Annotated in this window: 24 protein-coding genes; 22 read left to right on the top strand and 2 right to left on the bottom strand. The window is 33.2% G+C overall.

Features of this window, described 5'->3' with window-relative positions; all coding sequences use genetic code 11:
* The first annotated feature begins 472 nt into the window (after nucleotides 1-472).
* From IJL02_RS09000 to IJL02_RS08895, 22 genes are all read left to right on the top strand, one after another.
* Nucleotides 473-709 carry a helix-turn-helix transcriptional regulator gene (locus IJL02_RS09000; protein ID WP_292815268.1) on the top strand — a complete coding sequence of 79 codons (237 nt, stop codon included), beginning with the start codon at nucleotides 473-475 and terminating at the stop codon, nucleotides 707-709.
* Nucleotides 710-721: 12 nt separating this feature from the next.
* The gene (locus IJL02_RS08995) at nucleotides 722-1,453 is read left to right on the top strand and encodes a DUF4013 domain-containing protein (protein ID WP_292815265.1); all 732 of its coding nucleotides are present in this window, start codon (nucleotides 722-724) and stop codon (nucleotides 1,451-1,453) included.
* 9 nt (nucleotides 1,454-1,462) lie between these two features.
* The gene (locus tag IJL02_RS08990) at nucleotides 1,463-2,299 is read left to right on the top strand and encodes a DUF4013 domain-containing protein (RefSeq protein ID WP_292815262.1); all 837 of its coding nucleotides are present in this window, start codon (nucleotides 1,463-1,465) and stop codon (nucleotides 2,297-2,299) included.
* Nucleotides 2,300-2,318: 19 nt separating this feature from the next.
* Nucleotides 2,319-3,038: a hypothetical protein gene (locus tag IJL02_RS08985; protein WP_292815259.1), complete on the top strand. Its 720-nt coding sequence runs from the start codon at nucleotides 2,319-2,321 to the stop codon at nucleotides 3,036-3,038.
* A gap of 48 nt (nucleotides 3,039-3,086) precedes the next feature.
* Nucleotides 3,087-4,004 carry an ABC transporter ATP-binding protein gene (locus IJL02_RS08980; protein ID WP_292815256.1) on the top strand — a complete coding sequence of 306 codons (918 nt, stop codon included), beginning with the start codon at nucleotides 3,087-3,089 and terminating at the stop codon, nucleotides 4,002-4,004.
* 9 nt (nucleotides 4,005-4,013) lie between these two features.
* Nucleotides 4,014-4,739: an ABC transporter permease gene (locus tag IJL02_RS08975; protein ID WP_292815253.1), complete on the top strand. Its 726-nt coding sequence runs from the start codon at nucleotides 4,014-4,016 to the stop codon at nucleotides 4,737-4,739.
* Between the two features lie 117 nt (nucleotides 4,740-4,856).
* Complete coding sequence (locus IJL02_RS08970; RefSeq protein ID WP_292815250.1) at nucleotides 4,857-6,251, top strand: asparagine synthase-related protein; 1,395 nt, start codon at nucleotides 4,857-4,859, stop codon at nucleotides 6,249-6,251.
* A gap of 117 nt (nucleotides 6,252-6,368) precedes the next feature.
* Entirely contained in the window at nucleotides 6,369-6,584 is a 216-nt protein-coding gene (gene gatC / locus IJL02_RS08965) for an Asp-tRNA(Asn) amidotransferase subunit GatC (protein ID WP_292815245.1), read from the top strand.
* A gap of 12 nt (nucleotides 6,585-6,596) precedes the next feature.
* Nucleotides 6,597-7,082 (top strand): amino acid-binding protein, encoded by a 486-nt coding sequence (locus IJL02_RS08960; RefSeq protein ID WP_292815243.1) that lies wholly within the window; start codon nucleotides 6,597-6,599, stop codon nucleotides 7,080-7,082.
* Nucleotides 7,083-7,090: 8 nt separating this feature from the next.
* Complete coding sequence (locus IJL02_RS08955; protein WP_292815240.1) at nucleotides 7,091-8,110, top strand: homoserine dehydrogenase; 1,020 nt, start codon at nucleotides 7,091-7,093, stop codon at nucleotides 8,108-8,110.
* Nucleotides 8,111-8,138: 28 nt separating this feature from the next.
* On the top strand, nucleotides 8,139-9,350 hold the full coding sequence (locus IJL02_RS08950; RefSeq protein WP_292815236.1) for a cofactor-independent phosphoglycerate mutase: 1,212 nt from the start codon (nucleotides 8,139-8,141) through the stop codon (nucleotides 9,348-9,350).
* The gene (locus IJL02_RS08945; protein WP_292815231.1) at nucleotides 9,351-9,989 is read left to right on the top strand and encodes a flavodoxin family protein; all 639 of its coding nucleotides are present in this window, start codon (nucleotides 9,351-9,353) and stop codon (nucleotides 9,987-9,989) included.
* Nucleotides 9,990-9,992: 3 nt separating this feature from the next.
* Nucleotides 9,993-11,348 (top strand): MATE family efflux transporter, encoded by a 1,356-nt coding sequence (locus IJL02_RS08940; RefSeq protein WP_292815228.1) that lies wholly within the window; start codon nucleotides 9,993-9,995, stop codon nucleotides 11,346-11,348.
* Nucleotides 11,348-11,755, top strand: a complete 408-nt coding sequence (locus IJL02_RS08935) for a GNAT family N-acetyltransferase (protein ID WP_292815223.1) — start codon at nucleotides 11,348-11,350, stop codon at nucleotides 11,753-11,755. Before IJL02_RS08940 ends, IJL02_RS08935 begins: the two co-directional genes overlap by 1 nt.
* 10 nt (nucleotides 11,756-11,765) lie before the next feature.
* Nucleotides 11,766-11,933 carry a hypothetical protein gene (locus IJL02_RS08930; protein ID WP_292815219.1) on the top strand — a complete coding sequence of 56 codons (168 nt, stop codon included), beginning with the start codon at nucleotides 11,766-11,768 and terminating at the stop codon, nucleotides 11,931-11,933.
* Nucleotides 11,934-11,941: 8 nt separating this feature from the next.
* Nucleotides 11,942-12,718: an alpha/beta hydrolase family protein gene (locus IJL02_RS08925; protein WP_292815216.1), complete on the top strand. Its 777-nt coding sequence runs from the start codon at nucleotides 11,942-11,944 to the stop codon at nucleotides 12,716-12,718.
* Between the two features lie 9 nt (nucleotides 12,719-12,727).
* Complete coding sequence (locus IJL02_RS08920) at nucleotides 12,728-13,129, top strand: hypothetical protein (protein WP_292815213.1); 402 nt, start codon at nucleotides 12,728-12,730, stop codon at nucleotides 13,127-13,129.
* Between the two features lie 65 nt (nucleotides 13,130-13,194).
* Complete coding sequence (locus IJL02_RS08915) at nucleotides 13,195-14,832, top strand: CTP synthase (protein ID WP_292815339.1); 1,638 nt, start codon at nucleotides 13,195-13,197, stop codon at nucleotides 14,830-14,832.
* Between the two features lie 93 nt (nucleotides 14,833-14,925).
* Nucleotides 14,926-15,792 carry a prepilin peptidase gene (locus IJL02_RS08910; RefSeq protein ID WP_292815210.1) on the top strand — a complete coding sequence of 289 codons (867 nt, stop codon included), beginning with the start codon at nucleotides 14,926-14,928 and terminating at the stop codon, nucleotides 15,790-15,792.
* Entirely contained in the window at nucleotides 15,792-16,220 is a 429-nt protein-coding gene (locus IJL02_RS08905) for a class III signal peptide-containing protein (RefSeq protein WP_292815207.1), read from the top strand. Before IJL02_RS08910 ends, IJL02_RS08905 begins: the two co-directional genes overlap by 1 nt.
* A 77-nt stretch (nucleotides 16,221-16,297) precedes the next feature.
* Complete coding sequence (locus IJL02_RS08900) at nucleotides 16,298-17,104, top strand: hypothetical protein (RefSeq protein ID WP_292815204.1); 807 nt, start codon at nucleotides 16,298-16,300, stop codon at nucleotides 17,102-17,104.
* Nucleotides 17,105-17,110: 6 nt separating this feature from the next.
* Nucleotides 17,111-17,791 carry a diphthine--ammonia ligase gene (locus tag IJL02_RS08895; RefSeq protein ID WP_292815201.1) on the top strand — a complete coding sequence of 227 codons (681 nt, stop codon included), beginning with the start codon at nucleotides 17,111-17,113 and terminating at the stop codon, nucleotides 17,789-17,791.
* On the opposite strand, the gene IJL02_RS08890 is transcribed toward IJL02_RS08895, so the two are convergent.
* Together IJL02_RS08890 and IJL02_RS08885 are read right to left on the bottom strand one after the other, a co-directional pair.
* Complete coding sequence (locus tag IJL02_RS08890) at nucleotides 17,792-18,331, bottom strand: nucleoside monophosphate kinase (RefSeq protein ID WP_292815198.1); 540 nt, start codon at nucleotides 18,329-18,331, stop codon at nucleotides 17,792-17,794.
* Between the two features lie 11 nt (nucleotides 18,332-18,342).
* On the bottom strand, nucleotides 18,343-19,080 hold the full coding sequence (locus tag IJL02_RS08885) for a 4-phosphopantoate--beta-alanine ligase (RefSeq protein WP_292815196.1): 738 nt from the start codon (nucleotides 19,078-19,080) through the stop codon (nucleotides 18,343-18,345).
* Nucleotides 19,081-19,088: the final 8 nt, after the last annotated feature.

The raw sequence follows: 19,088 nt of genomic DNA, 5'->3' as shown, positions 1-19,088 counted from the left end.
TTTTTTTGTATATTTTAGAAATTTTTAATTAAAATTAGGTTTTTTAGCCCCAAGCAGATATTTAGAGGAAAATGGATCAATAATATGGTAAGTTTGATTTTCTGCTTGAGACTGTTTTCAGTAACATTAAATGTGTTAATGAAATGTTACATATGTTAAAGATGTATTCCCTTATATATAAATGTTTCGTTTTTAATTTTTTACTAAAAATAGATATTTATATTTTTTATATTTCAATTTAAGATTATTATAATGTTTATATTATTAAAATATTTATTAAAATTTAATTTTAAATATATTAATAATTATTTGTCTTTTTTTATCTATTTAAATTAATTTAATTAGTTTTATTATTAACCGTTAAGTTTATATACTATGTAATGTAACATTAACATAAGTAATTAGATTTTAACATAATTACTTGGAGTACTTAAATACTTTTTGCAAAAATGAATTAATTTGTGGGAATACTATGAAAACCATGATTAAATATTTAAGACAGGAGCTCAAAATGAGCCAAAAAGAACTTGGGGATAAAGTTGGAGTTACTCGCCAGACGATTAACGCCCTTGAAAACGGCAGATATAATCCATCTTTATTTTTAGCCTATGAAATTACCCAGGTTTTTAATAAAATGTTATTCAAAGGAGATCGAGAACAATATTTCGTCATGGAAGATATTTTCATTTTCGATGATGATTACTATTAGGAGTTGAAAAAAATGATTTTAGATATTTATAAAGACGCACTGGAATATTCCGCTAAAGACTGGAAAACACTAGTGCTTTTAGGTGTAATTTGTTTATTTAGTTTCTTATTGCTTCCGGCATTCTTGCTTACAGGTTATAATTATAGAGTTATCAACACAGCCGTTCACGGAGTAATCAATGGTAGAGACCCATTGCCTGGCTTTGATGATGTAATCGATATGTTTGTTGATGGTGTTAAAGTTGTAATAGTCCAAATAGCTTATTTGCTTGTTCCTGCTATTGTTTTCATAATTTTTGCAGCATGTGCAGGCCAATTGCATGGAATGGCATCATCCGTATTGATGATTGTGGGATGTTTAATTACATTTGTCCTTTTTGTAGTTGCATGTTTAATGCAGCAAATGGGATTATGTCACATGGCATATCATGACGGCGCATTCTCAAAAGCGTTTGCAATAAGTGAAATCAGAGAAGTGATTGATGAAATCGGATGGTTCAACTGCATTGCAACATATCTTGGATTAATTATAATAACTTTGGTCATAGCTGCTGTTGTCACTGCAATTATTTATGCAATATTTACCATATTCGGAATATCCGGTGCTATTTTAGGTGCTAATCCGGGCGGAATATTCATTTTAGGAGCAATAATCAATTCACTTGTCACAATGTTTATTGTCGGACCGTACTTAAGCATATTCAATGCAAGATCAATTGGACTGTTATATACTATGCAAATCTAAGGTGATATGATGGCAAGCATAACTGATCATGTTAAAGAGGGGTTGAAATACCCCTTCAATGACATCAAAAAGCTTTTAGGATTGGGCGGACTGTTTGCGCTTATAAGTGCAATATCAGTGTTTATGAGTGTGAAATCTTTTGAGATTTTCAGATTTGGCATACATATGGTTGAAAATACCAACGGCAATGTATCACACATTCCATTTTCACAGCTTCCAACTGGTGACATTTACTTGGTTGTGGCTTTAGCTATTGTTAGCTTCATAATATCCTTGTTCATATTCGGATATCAGTATAATATTGTGAAATTCTCAATAGACAAAAAAGAAGACCTTCCTGGATTCAATGATATAATTGGAATGCTGGTTAACGGAATCAAATATTTCATTGTAGTTTTAGCATATAATATAATTCCAATAATTATCATGGCATGTGGAATAGTATTGATAGGTAACTCATCAGCGTTGGCGATTATAATCCTGATTTCAGTATTGCTGTTCATTATATCATATTTCCTGCTCATTATGGCATTGAACAATATGGTTGCACATGACAGCATCACAAAGGCCTTTGACATAAAAGAAATTACAGGAAACATTTCCAATCTTGGATGGGGCAAATATGTTGGAATAATCATTTTTACAATAATTGTGTATATGATTATCATGGCAGCGGCAAGCTTTATATTAAGTATGATAACAGGAGTGTTTATAGCAGCCATTTCAAATCAGGCTTTAATCATATCAATTTTCGTTGCAGTAATTGAAGGACTGTTCATAGACTCTTACGGAGCAATATTCTACAACAGGGTTTGCGGATCAGTATACAGAGAATCAATCAAATAGTTAATTTTAAGGTGATAATTTGAAATTAAATTCAAAAATTTTAGGCGTATTGTTGGCTTTGTTGGCTGTTGGCGTGGCGGTTTCAGCTGTAAGTGCAGTCAATTTAGCAAACGATTTTAACAATAATGAATTCGGAATTGATGTTGTTTCAGACACTCATTTCAACGAATCAGTAAACATTTCCTCTAAAGGCATGGATTTAGTAATATTTGAAAATTCAGGAAGTAATTCCGATGATGTAAACTCAATAATGTACTTCAAAGATTCCACAGCAGATAAAAACCAAATATCAGGTTTTATTAAAGGTCTTGAAAACAGTGGATCTAAAGTTGAAGAAACAGAGAAGTATATTGTATTAAAAAATAATCAGAATGTTCCTGATTTTGATATGGGAAATACTTTTGACAGTATTTTTAACTTTGTTGGAAGCATATTTTCATCTGATGGTTTAAGCATTTCTGATGGAGGAAATTCAGTTTCACTGTCAAGTAACGGTTTGGAAGTTTCTGATGTTAACGGTCAAAATGTATCAATTACATCTGATGGAGTACATGTTTCAGGTAATGAATCAAGTAATGAGACTGTTAATGTATCCAGTAATATCAGCTCCAACATAACAAATTGTGATTATTCAATTTATTTGAAAAATCCGGACAATAATAAAGTTATTGTCCTATCCGGAAATAATCTGGAACTGTTAAAACAGATGGCTGAAACAGCATCTTTTAATGAGAATTAAATATTATTCTCATTTATTTTTTTTTAATTTTTTTAAGGAGATTTTATCATGTCAGACTACGTCATCGAAACAAACAATTTGTCAAAAATATATTCCAAAAATAAGGTTGTTAATTCAGTCAGTATGCATGTTGAAAGAGGTAAAATCTATGGGCTTTTAGGTAAAAACGGAGCTGGGAAAACCACTACTATGTGCATGCTCTTAAATCTTACATATCCAAGCAGCGGCGAAATATATCTTTTTGGAAAAAATCCTAAAAATGATTCTAATGGGACTTATTCCAAAATAGGCTCCATCATTGAAACTCCTGGATTTTACGAAAATCTGACTGCTTATGAAAACTTAAAAATCATTGCAAAGTTAAGAGGGAATTTCAATCCGGCAAATATTAATGCTGTTCTTGAAATGGTAAATCTTGAAAATGCAAAATCTAAAAAGTATAAAGATTTTTCTTTGGGAATGAAACAGAGATTGGGAATAGCAGCAGCAATCATGCACAGTCCTGAATTATTAATATTGGATGAACCTATCAACGGTCTTGATCCCTTCGGAATTAAAGAAATCAGAAACCTGCTTAAAAGACTGGCTCATGAGTTCGGAATAACCATTTTAATTTCATCCCATATCCTAAGCGAAATTGAAAACATTGCTGATGTCATAGGATTTATGGATGAGGGAGTCTTGATTGAAGAGATTTCAAAAGAGGAGTTATATAACCGATTGGATAAATTTGTTGAATTCGAAGTATCAAATCCTGATTTGGCTGTAAACATATTTAACGAACTGGAACTTAATGAAAATGATGATTTTACAGTCTCTGGAAATACGATTAATTTGTATACTCATCTGGAATTAAGAGATAAGTTCAATGAACTGTTTGTTAAGGCAGGAATTGATGTTAGAAAAGTAAATCTGTGTGAAGAGAACCTGGAAGAATTTTTCACACGTTTTGTATCAAATAATTAAGGTGATTTTATGTTGACTTTCATTGAAATGGAATTTTTAAAGCTGAAAAGATCAAAGATATTCTTGTTGAGTTTATTAGGAGCTATTCTCCCGCCATTGTTAATGTTTATAGCGGTCACTGCATTTGATGAAGGACAAACCTTTGAAGCATTGTTTACCAATGTCAATATGTACATGTCTGCAATGTTTGCAGTTCTTATATTTGCAATAATAATATCCTACTTATTCGGTAGAGAATATAATGAACATACTTTAAAAACCATGCTGACAATCCCAATATCAAGAGGTAAATTCTTGGCCAGCAAGTATCTTATGTTTTTGGTATGGATTGTGATTTTAACAGTAGTTACAAGTATATCAGCACTTATATTCGGTTTTGTGGCAGGCCTTGAAGGTTTTACAGTAAAACTGTTTATAGATAGCTTTGCACAACTGCTCTATGCCAATGTCCTGTTGTTTTTAACATTCTCTCCATTTGTATTCCTATCACTGTTTATAACAAACATGGTTCCTGCAATGGTTGGAGGTGCTGCATTATCATTGGTGAATCTGATGGTCTATGGTCAAAACTGGGCTCCGTTTGTTCCTTGGGTTTGCCCATATCTGATTGCATCAGGTGAAATAGCTGAGTACACTACAGGTATTGGTGTGTCTTATGGTGTTATTTTAGCTACTTTCTTAATCGGATTGGCCATTTCATACATTTACTTTACAAAAAAAGATGTAGCAATATAATCTTTTTTTCTTTTCTTTTTTTTTAAATTAATTTTAAGTATTATTATGATTTAATATTATATTATGTGTTCTATAGTAGGTCTTCAAGGTAATTTTAAGGGAAACGATATAATAAAAATGTTAAAAGCCTCTAGAAATAGAGGTCCTGATTCTTCCGGTGTTTGGTTAGATAATATTCATGAAAATATTGCTCTGGATGAATTTGAAGATGAAAACACATATTCCATTGGTTTTGGACATAATCTGCTTTCAATCTATGATTTAAATGATAGAGTTTCAAAACCGCAGCCGGTTTCCAATGGAAACCTTACAGTTGTCTTCAATGGAGAATTATATAATTTCTACACTATGAGAAATTTCTTGAAAAAGGTTGGCGTTGAAGCAGAAATCACATCTGATTCAGAAGTCCTACTTTATTTAATTGATTTTTACGCAAAAAAACTTGATTTGGTTAAGGCCATACAGTCAGCTATCCGGTTAATCGATGGAGATTATGCATTTGCAGTCTTCGATGGTGAAAATCTGGCAATTGCACGCGATCCTTTGGGAGTCAAACCTTTATTCTACGCTCAAAATGATAACCTAAAAGGTTTTGCATCCTCAAGACAATCCCTAAAAGAAGTCGGCCTAACAGATATTAACACTCTTAAACCCGAACACATTTTATTTAACTGGCAGGATATTGCTCCCGCTCAGCCAATTTATGAAAAAGTCTTTGAAGGGGACGTTGCAAAAATAGAAAAGATGCTGAGATTAAGTGTCCTGAAAAGAGTGGAAGGCCTAACAGATGTTGGAGTTATATTTTCAGGTGGAGTTGACAGCTCTTATCTGGCTTTGCTTTTAAAAGAAATTTCAGACAATGTTCCACTTAAAATCAAATTATATGCAGTAGGTGCTGAAGGCTCAAAAGATGTTGAAGCGGCTATTTACGCATCAAAATTCTTAAATCTAGATTTGGAAATCTGTAATGTGACTGAAGATATGGTAAGACAAGCCTTGCCTCAGGTTGTTAAAGCTATCGGTGATGATAATCTGATGAAGGTGGGTGTTGGTCTTACAACTTATTTTGCAACAAAATTAGTTGCCAAGGACGGTTTAAAAGTAGCAATTTCAGGCCAGGGCGCCGATGAGCTTTTTGGAGGATATAAAAGATATCTTCAAAGCTTTGTTGATGGGACTTTAAATTATGATTTGAGAGTCGACATGTCCAACATGTATCATGTTAATCTCGAGCGTGATGATGCCTGCTCAATGCTTAATTCAGTAGAGTTGAGATTGCCTTTCTTAGATAAAAAACTGGTGGAATTGGTTTTAAACATTCCGGATAACAAAAAAATTGTTTCAATGCATGATGATATGAGAAAGAGCATTTTGAGGAAATTGGCTTTTGAGGGTGGTTTAAACTATGAAATAGCTTACAGACCTAAAAAAGCAGCTCAATACGGCACTGGAATTGATAAGATATTGAGAAAAAAGATAGTTAAAGACACTGACATTTCACAATACTTATAATTATTTTTTTTTATTAAGGCCTTTTTTTTAGATTTTTTTTACCTAAAATCTTTAACTTTATTAATATAAAAAAATAGAGTTATTAATATATTTTATTATTATAGGAGTTTTTAATTTATGACAATCGAAAAAGATGCAGAAGACATTATAGAAAAATTTTCAAAAATATTGGAAGACATTCCGGATTCAGATGAAACATGGTACATTACAGATAATTTAAACTTAACACGTGATGATGTATCTCATGAGAAAAATCCGGAAAAAATATTAAGAAATGCTCGCATTGATAAAGAAGGAAATTTAATTGTTAAAAAAGCTCATTGGACAAACTAAAGAGGGATTTAAATGAAAATGAACTTAGTTTTAGAACTTTTGGATATTCCTGGTCAACTGGTTTCTGTACTGGAGCCAATCGGCAGTCTTGGTGCAAACTTGGTTACAGTTATCCACAAAAGGGAATTGAAAAATGAACAGGGTATGGTTCCGGTTCACCTTACAATCGAAGGAGAACGTGAAAATCTTTTCAATGTAATCCAAAAATTCGATGATTTGGGATTTTCCATTGTTGAAATGGATGGTGTTGTAAAAAAAGAAATGGTCAGTACAATTTTATACGGCCATATTGTCGATAAGGATGTAAGAGACACCATGGATAGAATCAACGCACTAAAGGGTGTTTGCGTTGCAGGATTCGACATTAAATTAGATGGTGAAAGGGAATCAACTGCACTTGTTACTGTTGAAACTGATTACGGTAAAAAACAATTTGTATTTGATAAAATCAAAGAAATTGCAGAAGAAAAAGATTTAGTAATGATTAATGAAGTTTAGGGATTATTATGGATGAATGTAAAGTCATTATAATGGGATTCGGTGCAGTAGGTCAGGGTGTGGCCAATGCGATTTCCATGAAAAAGGATTTAATTTTAGAAAAAACAGGTGTGGCAGTAAAGGTTGTCGCTGCTGCTGATTCATCAACCTCTGCAATATCTGCTGATGGTCTTGATGAAAAACTGCTTGTGGAAACAAAAAATAATGAAGGAAAATTATCAGCTTATCCTCAGTTCGGTTGTGAGAAATCCGGTGAAGAAGTATTGGATGCTGTGGATTATGATTGTCTTATCGAAGCAACTCCTACCAATATCGTTGATGCGGAACCTGCATTTTCACTAACTCTTAAAGCTTTCGAACAGGGAAAAGATGTAGTGACATCAAATAAAGGACATTTGGCACTCAAATTTAAAGAAGTAGTTGGTGCAGCTGAAAAAGCAGGTGTTGAATTTAAATATGAAGCCAGTGTTGGTGGAGCAATGCCGATAATTAATTTCACAAAAGAAACACTTTCATCCTGTGAAATCAAATCAATCATCGGTATCCTAAACGGTACTACAAATTACATCTTATCAAGGATGACAACTGAAGGTACTGATTACGAAGCTACTTTAATAGAATCACAGGAATTGGGTATTGCTGAAACTGATCCTACTCAGGATGTTGAAGGTATAGATGCAGCATGTAAAACTGTAATTTTGGCAAATTCACTTTTAGGAATCGATGCTACTTACAGTGATGTGATAGTTTCAGGTATTTCAAATATTAACTCTGATGCAATTGAGCTTGCTAAAAAAGATGATTATTTGATTAAGTTAATAGCTGAAGTATCTCGTGAAAATTTACGTGTATCTCCACGTTTGGTTAAAAAAGGAAGTTCCTATGATGTAGGCGGAACTTTAAACATGGCTACAATCCACACTGATTTGGCCGGAGATATAACTGTAATGGGACTTGGAGCAGGATCTCTTGAAACTGCTTCTGCGATGTTGACTGATTTAATTAGTATTTTAAAAAATAAAAACTAATTAAATTTCTTTTACTTTTTTTGATAACATGAAATATGTAATTTTTATTCCAGATGGGTCTAGCGACCTTCCAATTGATGAATTAGATGGTAAAACTCCTTTAATGGTTGCAAAAACTCCAAATATTGATAAATTAGCTAAAGGTGGTTTCGGTGGACTGACAAACAACGTTCCTGAAGGATACACTCCAGGTTCAGATGTAGCTAATATGAGCATTTTCGGATATAATCCGGCAGATTACTACACCGGCCGTGGACCTCTTGAAGCGGGCAGTGAAGGTATTCCAACAACTCCGCGCGATGTAATATTCAGATGCAATACTGTATTCAGCCAAACAGATTCAATGGATGACTTTAATGCAGGCCATATTTCCACTGAAGAATCAGACAAACTGATGAAAGGTTTAAATGAATATTTCACTGAAAAATATCCTGATTTTAAGGGAAAATTCTACACTGGAGTTAGCTACAGGCACTTATTTATCTACTCATGCGATAACCTTGAAGATGCAGAAATCTTATCCGGCATTAAAACAATGCCTCCACATGATATTTCAGGCGAAAAATTAACAGATAATTTATTCGGCGATTGTGAACTTGCTGAAGAAATTCAAAACATAATGTTTGAATCAAGGCAATTCCTTAAAGACCATGAAGTTAACCAAAAAAGGGAAATACCTGCCAATATGATTTGGTTATGGGGTCAGGGTGTGACTCCAAGTTTGCCTAATTTCGAAGAGACTTACGGTATAACTGCAGCTGTAATCACAGGTGTGGATTTGCTTAAAGGTATTGGAAACTTTGCAGGAATGGACATTATTGATGTTCCTGGTGCTACCGGGTACTTTGACACAGATTATAAACAAAAAGGAGAATATGGAATTGAGGCCTTAAAAAATCATGACGTATTATTGATTCATATAGAGGCTCCCGATGAAGCAGGTCATGCTCAAAACATTGAAGAGAAAATTAAGGCAATTGAGAGAATTGATGAGTTTATTGTCGGACCTATTGTTGAAAGTTTGGAAGGTGAAGACTTTAAAGCTGCAATATTGCCTGACCATCCAACACCGATTGATATTGGAACACACACAAGAGATGACGTGCCAATCGTAATATATGATTCACAAAAAACAGGTGATGAATGTGAGTCATTTGATGAACAGGGTGTCTTAAAAGGGTCAATTGCTAAAAAAGAAGGTTACAAATTAATGCAAAGATTAATAGATGGAGATTATTAAATGAAAGTTTTATTATTCAACGGAAGTCCGCATAAAAACGGATGCACTTACACTGCCCTAACAGAAATTACAAAAAGTTTAAACGAAAACGAAATTGAAACTGAAATATTTTGGGTTGGAACAAAACCTGTTTTAAGCTGTATGGCTTGCGGAAAATGCAGCGAGATTGGAAAATGTACTTTTGGTGATGATAAAGTTAATGAATTTGTCGAAAAAGCACGTGATGCTGACGGATTTGTATTTGGAAGTCCGGTTCACTACGCCGCTGCTACCGGTGCAACAACTGCATTTTTAGACCGTGCATTCTACTCAAACGGTCATGGAAGTGGCGCTGACGCTTTCAGATTCAAACCTGCTGCAGGTATAGTGTCTGCAAGAAGATCAGGGACTACAGCAACTTTTGACCAGCTAAACAAATATATGACAATAACACAAATGCCAATCATTTCATCTGTTTACTGGAATGCAGTACACGGAAATACTCCTGAAGAAGTAATGCAGGATGAAGAAGGATTGTTTACCATGAGACAAATTGGTAAAAATCTCGCATACTTTTTAAAATGTATTGAAGCTGGTCGTGAAAAAGGCCTTGAACCTGACATGTCTGAGGCTAAACCACGTACAAACTTTATAAGATAACTTATGAATATATTTAAAACTCCTGAAGGTTATTTGTATACAAATAAGGCATTACTCTACCTGTTTATTCCACTTTTGGTAGAATATGCTTTAGAATTTTTTGTAGGTTTTGCAGATTCCATAATGGTTGCATCTTTAGGTGAAGCTGCAATTTCAGGGGTTTCTTTAGTTGACTTTCTAGTTCAACTTCTTATTTTTTCTTTTTCAGCTCTTGCAACGGGTGGTGCTGTAGTCGCAGGACAGTATTTGGGCGATAAACAATTGGATAAAGCGCAGGATTCTGCTACACAGCTTGTTTGGTTTTCAACAATTCTGTCTACAGTGTTGATGATTGCAGTTATAATTTTAAGGCAATTTTTGATAGGATTGCTTTTTGGTCAAATAGAAGCGGACGTTTGGGCAAATGCGGATATGTATTTGTATATCATTGCATTGTCGATTCCATTCATTGCAATATATAATGCTGGAGCAGCTATTTTCAGAACAACAAATAATGCAAGTCTGCCAATGAAAATAATGCTTGTTTGTGATGTTTTAAATGTTATAGGTAATGCATTTTGCATTTATTATTTGGGATGGGATGTTCGCGGTGTGGCTATTCCAACAGTAATTTCCAGAGCAATTTCCGCTTTTGTTATAATGTATTTCGCTGTTGATGATAATTATAAACTCCACATTAAAAAGACTTTAAAACATAAATTTGACTTTTATATTCTTAAAAAAGTCCTAAATGTAGGTATTCCATATGGAATTGAAAATGGATTATTCCAATTGGGTAGAGTATTGGTTTTAAGTATTGTTTCGACATTCGGAACTATGGCAATAGCTGCTAACTCCGTCGGATATGCAATCGGAATATTTTCAGTGCTTCCGGGTTTTGCAATTAATTTGGGTCTGACTGCAGTCATTTCAAACTGTGTAGGTGCAAATGACTATGAACAGGCAAGATATTATAATAAGAAATGCCTTATTATAGTATTCGTTTCCCATATTGTCATTAACATTGCAATATTTGCACTATTGCCTTTAATTTTGGGCATTTACAATTTATCAGCTCAAACAGCAGCAATGACAACTGAAATGGTTATTTGGCATGGAATATTTGCAATAATTATATGGCCTTTGTCATTTACTATTCCTGCAACATTCAGAGGGGCCGGTGATTCAAAATCAGTAATGTATATTAGTTTGGCAGTAATGTTTGCATGTAGAATAGGTCTATCTTACATAATAGCTGACTGGATGGGTATTGGAGTGTTTGGAACATGGATTGCAATGTTTATTGACTGGTATGTAAGAGCGGCGATTTATATTTACAGATATTTTTCAAATAAATGGACAGAATATAGGGTGGTTTAATGCCAGAAATTGTATACAAAGATATTCACGAATTCAAAAAGAAAGATTTGCAGGATTTGTTTTTGTCTGTAGAGTGGTCTTCAGGTCATTTTCCGGAAAAACTCCAGATTGCAATGAGAAACTTCGAAACAGTATTCTCTGCATGGGATGGTGATAAATTGGTGGGTATGATTTGTGCTATGGATGACGGCATTATGACAGCATATGTGCATTATCTTTTGGTAAGGCCGGATTATCAGGATAAAGGAATCGGAAAACATTTAGTAGAGAAAATTAAAGATAAGTATAATGATTATCTTCGAATAGTCGTTGTCGGATATGATGATGAAGTCGGCTTTTATGAAAACTGTGGATTTGAAAAGGCTGAAGACGCTAGTCCTCTTTTCATAACTGACCTGTGGACTTAGAGGTGTAAATATGATTGATAATGAAGATATTTTTAATAAATTGGTTGGTTTGGTAAATTTAAATGATGCACATTTTAAAGTTATTGTCGATAATCAGAATTTAATTTTAAAAAATCAGGAAATTTTATCAAAACAAATAACTGAAATAAATGAAAAACTGGATAATTTACAAAAATAGGTGCTTTGATGGTATTATTTAGAGGGGATGTCAAGTGTAAAAGCTTACAGAGAAGAACATCTATCAGTGTGATACTTCCATCTGATAATATTCATTTTTTACAGGACACGGAGGAAATAGTTCCGAAGCCTTATAAAACTCTGTATCTGCTCCACGGATTATACGGAAGTGATGATATATTTTTAGCCAACACTTCCATTCAGAAATTCGCTGAAGACAATGGGATAGCTGTTGTAATTCCGTGTGGGGAAAACAGTTTTTATGTTGATAATGTCAACGCCCATGCTTATTTTGGTGAATATGTCGGTCAGGAACTTTTAGACATTACTAGAAATATTTTCCCATTATCTGATAAGAGAGAAGATACTTTCATTGCAGGTTTTTCGATGGGAGGTTATGGAGCTATTAGAAATGGGCTTAAATACTATAAAAACTTCTCAAAAATTGGAATGATTTCAGCAGCATTGATAACTGATGATATTGTCACATATACCAGTGACGATAATGTGCTGCGTTCAAGACAATTTTATGAATCTGTTTTTGGCAATTTGGATAATCTTAAAGGTTCTGATATGGATCCAAAATCATTGATTGATGCTTGTAAAGATTTACCTGAGATTTTCATGGCATGTGGAGTTGATGACTTTTTATATGATAAAAATGTTGATTTTCATGAATTCTTAAAATCCAAAAATATTGAAGCTGAATTCATTGAAGCTCCCGGTGAGCATACCTGGGAATTTTGCGATAAATACATTAAAGAATTCATTAAAACGTTAATTTAGGTGTTTTTAATGAAATGCCCTCAATGCGGTAACCAATTGGATCAAGACAATTTCTGTTTCGAATGCATGAAGTTTTTTGACGAATCTGATACGGATGATGATAGTGAATACTCCACTTTTGATGATTCAGATGATTATTCTTTTGAAGATGAGGATGTAGACTTTGATTCAAGAGTTGATAATGGTGAAGCAATATGTCTTAACTGCACTTATTGGAGTGTAAGTCCATATGGTTCAGCTTACGGGATGATCTGCAGGCGAGGCAACTTTACCGAGGGGCCCGGAGATTCCTGCATGGATTTCATCCAGGAACATTACTTTGCAAATTATGGCGATGAGGGTCAGTTCCAGTTCAATGAAACCGCAAGGCATATCTCAAATAAATTGTATTACTGGAAAAACAGCAGGTAGACTATTTTTTACACAGTTATTTATAAGCGAAATTAAATTTTTATATATCATAAAATACTAAAATTATAAATGTAGTTTTAAATTTTAAGGAGAGGATTTATCTGACAAAATATATTATAATAACTGGTGGGGTAGTTAGTTCCATAGGTAAAGGTATTACCTCCGCATCTATGGGCAGAATTTTAAGATCTTATGGTTTAAAAGTTTCAGCTATTAAAATAGACCCGTATTTAAACTGGGATTCTGGAACACTCAATCCTTATCAACACGGTGAAGTTTTTGTCACTAGTGATGGTATGGAGACAGATTTGGATTTAGGCCACTATGAAAGATTTTTGGATGTTGAACTAAAAGGTTTAGCTAACATTACTACTGGAAAAGTTTATGAATCAGTTATTGCCAAAGAAAGGGAAGGCGGATACTTGGGCGAATGTGTACAGGTCATTCCACACATTACCAACAGAATCAAAGAAATGATTAGGGTCACTTCCGAAGGCGATGATTATGATGTGGTTTTAATTGAACTTGGTGGTACTGTTGGAGATATTGAAAGCCAGCCTTTCCTTGAAGCTTTAAGACAACTTAGAAATGAAGAAGGACGCGAAAACGTCATGTTTGTCCACGTTACATTTATTCCCTACCTAAATGCAGCTGGAGAATTTAAAACTAAACCGACCCAACACTCCACTAAGGAATTGAGAAGTGTAGGTATAAATCCTGACGTTATTGTATGCAGATCACAGGAGCACATTGATGATGCACTACTTGCAAAAGTCGCTCACTTCTGTGATGTTGATGTAAATGCAGTAGTAAACACTCCTGATGCAGGCACAATATATGAAGTGCCATTGGTTTTGGAGGATAATAATATTGGTGAGCTAATCGTAAACAGAATCGGATTAGACATTGAACCAGATTCATCTAAATTGGATGAATGGAGAGAAATCGTAAAATCTCTAAGAATCAATGATCCTCAAGTCACTATTGGTATTGTAGGTAAGTATGTTGAGCTTGAAGATTCATACATCAGTATTAGGGAGTCATTGCTTCATGCGGCTGCAAGCATTGGTGTTAAAGCTAATATCAGATACTTAAGTTCTGATGTTGAAGAGCTTGACAAGGATGAATTATCTAAATTTGACGGTATTCTGATTCCTGGAGGATTCGGTGAAAGAGGATTTGAAGGAAAACTAGATGCAGTAGATTATGCAATTGAAAATAATGTTCCTTTATTTGGAATCTGTCTTGGAATGCAGTCCATGGTAACCCAATTTGCAAGAAGAAACGGTTATGCGGATGCAAACAGTTCTGAGTTTGATGATAATTTGCAATATCCTGTCATTGACATGATGGAGGAGCAAAAGAAAATCAAAAACATGGGTGGAACCATGCGTTTAGGTTCTTATGACTGTAAAATCATTGAAGGTACTAAAACCTATGAAGCTTATGGTGAAATCGATATTGAAGAACGTCACAGACACAGATATGAGTTCAACAATGATTACAGACAGGAATTACAAGATAAAGGTTTAATAATTTCCGGAACTAGTCCTGATGATTTTTTAGTCGAAATTGTAGAATTCCCAAATCATCCATGGGCAATTGGTTGTCAATTCCATCCGGAATTTAAATCAAGACCAAACAGACCACATCCTTTATTTAAAGCATTTTTAGAAGCTATTTATGAGTTTTCTAAAAATTAATTTTTCTTTTTTTATACAATATTACAAGTTAAAAACAATTTAACAAGTTGAATTTCTATATAATTAATATTCTAGTTTGTTTAATCTTTAACTATGAATATTAGTGTGATTTTTTTAGTTCAAATTATCGTAACAGTTTTATTTGCTATTTTGGCATCAATTTTTGATGTTAAAAAGGGTATTGTTCCCGACAGGTTAAATTTTTTGCTGATACTTTTTGGACTGACATCGAATTTAATTTTATCATTAATTACAAGTAATGTTAAATACATTTTAGGGTCAATTATTTTAATGGTTGTAACGTATTATGTAGCTTATTTGCTATGGCAACTTAATATGTGGGGTGGTGGTGATGTTAAATTATTTACATCAATTGCTACAGCTATACCATTTGGTCTCAATATTGATTTTTTAAATATTTTCCCCGAACTTTCTGTATACCCATTCATATTCAGCGTAATCTTCAATAGTATTCTGGTATCCTTTCCATTTTTGGTTCTGTTTACGGTGCATCTGATTTTAAAAAATAATATATTTAAAAATAATGTGGATTTTCTGGTGAATATATTAAATTATGAAAGTTTAAAGGCTGTTATCAATTCCACATTGAATAAAACAGTGCACATTAATGATTTAAAGGAGGGAATGATAGTTAATGATTATGTCTTCAACGATGAGCATATATGCAATCTTATAACTGATTTAAACGGCAACCTGAAGGTTTATAAAAGTAAGGATAAAGGCTTTAAGTATTATTTCAAATCCCAAAGTGCCGGAGGAATAACAAAAAATGACATGTATCTTTTGAAAATCATGTACGCTCAAAAATTTATTTCAGATTCGCTGTCTGTAAAAATATCATTTCCATTTACTCCGGCAATACTAGTTGGTTTAATTATTGCTTTAAGCTTTGGTGATTTGATGATGCTGATAACAAAACATCTGGTGCTGGTGGTTTGATGATTGAGGATAGTACCGGTCAAATTTCTCTTGAATATTTATTGATATTTTCCATATCTTTAATAATTTTAGTAGTTTTCACGATGCCTCTTCTGCATGAAAGCATGGACAATACTTTTGATGTATCAGACAGTATCAAAACAAAGGCAGATTTGTCTAAAATGGTCCAGGCCATTAAACAGGTTTACGGTCAGGGCCAGGGATCAAAGCAAACAGTAAAGCTTGATGTTGACAAACCGGTCAAGATTACTGTATCCAATAAATATGCTTCATCTAAAATTAAACTGAAAAGCGGCGATAATAAGAATATTAAGATTAATGTTAAATCTAGTTTAAAAACAGACTCGTTTAATTTAAAAAAAGGCTACTATACATTTGTAGTCGAATGGCCAATGAACAGTGAAAACATGATAATATATCAAAAATAGATTAAGTTTCATACAAAATTATTTAACTGTATAATTTATAAATATTAAAATTAATAGTTAAACGGCTGTGTGAACTTATGGATATGATAATAGCAATAATCTATATCATTTTATTTATAATTATGATGGTATTCGTTTTTTCAATTGGAATGCTTAGAAATTACATGCCAAAAAAAGAAATCATTTTAGTGATTGTAGTTGCTTTTTTAATTGGTTCAATAGGAGGAGCATTCTTTCTGGAACCCATATATGAAGAATTGCCTTCAGTTATGAGTATGGTTGAAAAAAACGTACCAGGTAATGAAGAAACTTTATACTTGGATTTGTCTTCTTCAATAAATATAAATGATTTAAAAGAGAATTTAACAGCAACAGACGGTTTTATTTCTTTTAAAGAAACAGGAATTACAATTCCTCTGTGGAAATTTAATGATAGGGAGTATGAATATTTCAATCGTATTTTAGGCAATATCGACTCTCATTACAAACATTATAATGTGACTAAAGATGGTAAACTTCAAATTGAACTCGAAGATAATTATTCTTCGTATGAAGCTTTAAAATCTTTTTCTGATTGGTATAAATTAGTTTATGGTGGTTCTCTTTCATATGCTCAGGTGCATGCTGAATTGGTTATAGAATCATCTTCTTTAGATACATTTGAACATAATTTGCTTGATAAAGGAATTGTGGCCAGCAGTAAAGAGGGACCAGTTCATAATAGTTATAATAAAACAAACTCCACCATGTTGCCTACTAGCTATTTTGTACTAGCTACAGGTGTTGTGGGTGTTATTGTTGCTGTATTGGGTATTTATTATGAATCATTTGGTGTATTTACTAGAAAATTCAGAAAATTCGTAAGAGAAAAACGAAAAAGGTAATTTCTAATGAATGCTGCTGTTTTATTTTCAGGCGGAAAAGATAGTACAATGGCTCTATATTATGCTTTAAGTAATGGAGCCAATGTTAAATATCTTCTTTCAATTAAATCCCGTAATGATGAGTCATACATGTTTCATGTTCCAAATATTCATGTAACTGATTTGCTTGCAGAAGCCATTGATATTCCAATAATGTCTATTGAAACTGATGGAATTAAAGAAGAGGAACTCCAAGATTTAAAGGTTGGCTTTGAAAATCTAAAAGATTTGGGTGTGGAATGCATATACACAGGTGCACTTTACTCAGTTTATCAAAAATCAAGAATTGAAAAATTGGGCTCTGAAGTGGGATTGGAAATTATTTCACCATATTGGCATGTTGATGAAGAGGAATATATGAGGGAAATAGTTTCACTTGGTTTTAAAATTATCATTTCAGGCGTTGCAGCATGGGGTTTGGATGAATCATGGCTTGGTCGAGTAATAGATAATGAAACGATTGATGAGCTTATTGAAATCAATAAAAAATATTATGTCGATTTGGCATTTGAAGGCGGCGAAGCAGAAACATTGGCTGTTGATGGACCTATATTTAAAAAGAGATTAAAAATTTTAAAAGATAAAAAAGAGTGGCACCGTGACAGTGGTGTTTATATTATTGAAGATGCCGTTTTAGAAGAAAAATAATTATAGATTAAGTTCTTCTAAAAATTCATTTATTTCTTGTTTATAGCTTTCCAAATCGCTTTCGTTAATAATCAGTTTATCTGAAAGTGAAATGACATTACCTATTCCGAAACCAAGTTCTGTTCTGTCTCTTTTTTCAAATTCCTTATAGTCTTTAGAATCATCTTCTCTCATTCTTTCAAGCAATCTGTTAAAGCGTATTTCAGGATTTGCAAATATTGAAACAACAATGAAATTATCAAAGTTTTCCTTAAACATGTCCACTTCGTGAAGGCTTCTGATGCCGTCAACAATAATGGGATTTGTGTTTCCGTCTTCTTCCAATTTTTTGATTTTTTTAATTGTCAGTTCTGCAATAATATATTCTCCAAATTCTTTTCTTAAATTTTTAGCGGTTTCTTTACTAGGTTCTCCTCTTTTTTTAGCTTCTTCTCTTACGATGTCTCCCATACTGACCATGATTGCTCCTCTTTCAATGGCCATATCTGAAACAAAACTTTTTCCGGAACCAGGTAGTCCGGATACTCCCATTATTTGCATTTTATTCCTCACTATTGTTTAATTTTTATCTGTTCAATTGATTCTTTAAGATTTTCTTCATTATCAAATTCATTTACCATTTCAACCAAAACTTTTTTGTCCTGAGTTTTCAAATCTTCAGCTATTTTTGTCATGAATGGAACGGCTCTTACGATATTGTCCATAATGGAAATGTCAGACATCTTTGAAGTTCTTGAAAGCGGATTTAAATCGATTGTAATGATTTTTTTACCGCTTTTTTTAAGGATTTCTGCCCTGTCACCGTCTTCGAGAGGTATTAATATTGTGTCGGCAGAATAAATTCCTGTCTTACTTGCTGATGCTCTATTATTTTTGATGTCGTTTAAATATTCGATTTCATCATCCAATGATCCAAGAATATCTTTATAGCCATGATCCTTGAACAGTTTTGTGATGATTTGCACTCGCTCATCGGTTCTATAAAACAGATTTATTTCAATTTTTGCATTAATGGCATTTGCAAAATCAATAATTTCATCAATGGCCAGTGCTGTTGCATTTCCATTAACTGAAATGACAGGATTATTTGATAAAAGTAAAGCCGCAACTGCAACATACATTGCTCTTTTTGCGGGATATGTTGTTTTTTCTCCAATTAAATAGTCGAAAGCTTCTCCTCTGCCATGAGCTATCATTGCAGAGTCTGCCAAATAACCTTTTTCAGAAGCTTTTACAATCTTATCTCTTAACAATAAAGATTCGTAACGTGGATGGGATTTAGGTATCATTAATTAAT

Source organism: Methanobrevibacter sp. (genome assembly GCF_017427765.1).
Lineage (GTDB): Archaea > Methanobacteriota > Methanobacteria > Methanobacteriales > Methanobacteriaceae > Methanocatella.
This window is presented reverse-complemented; position numbering and strand designations above follow the sequence as displayed.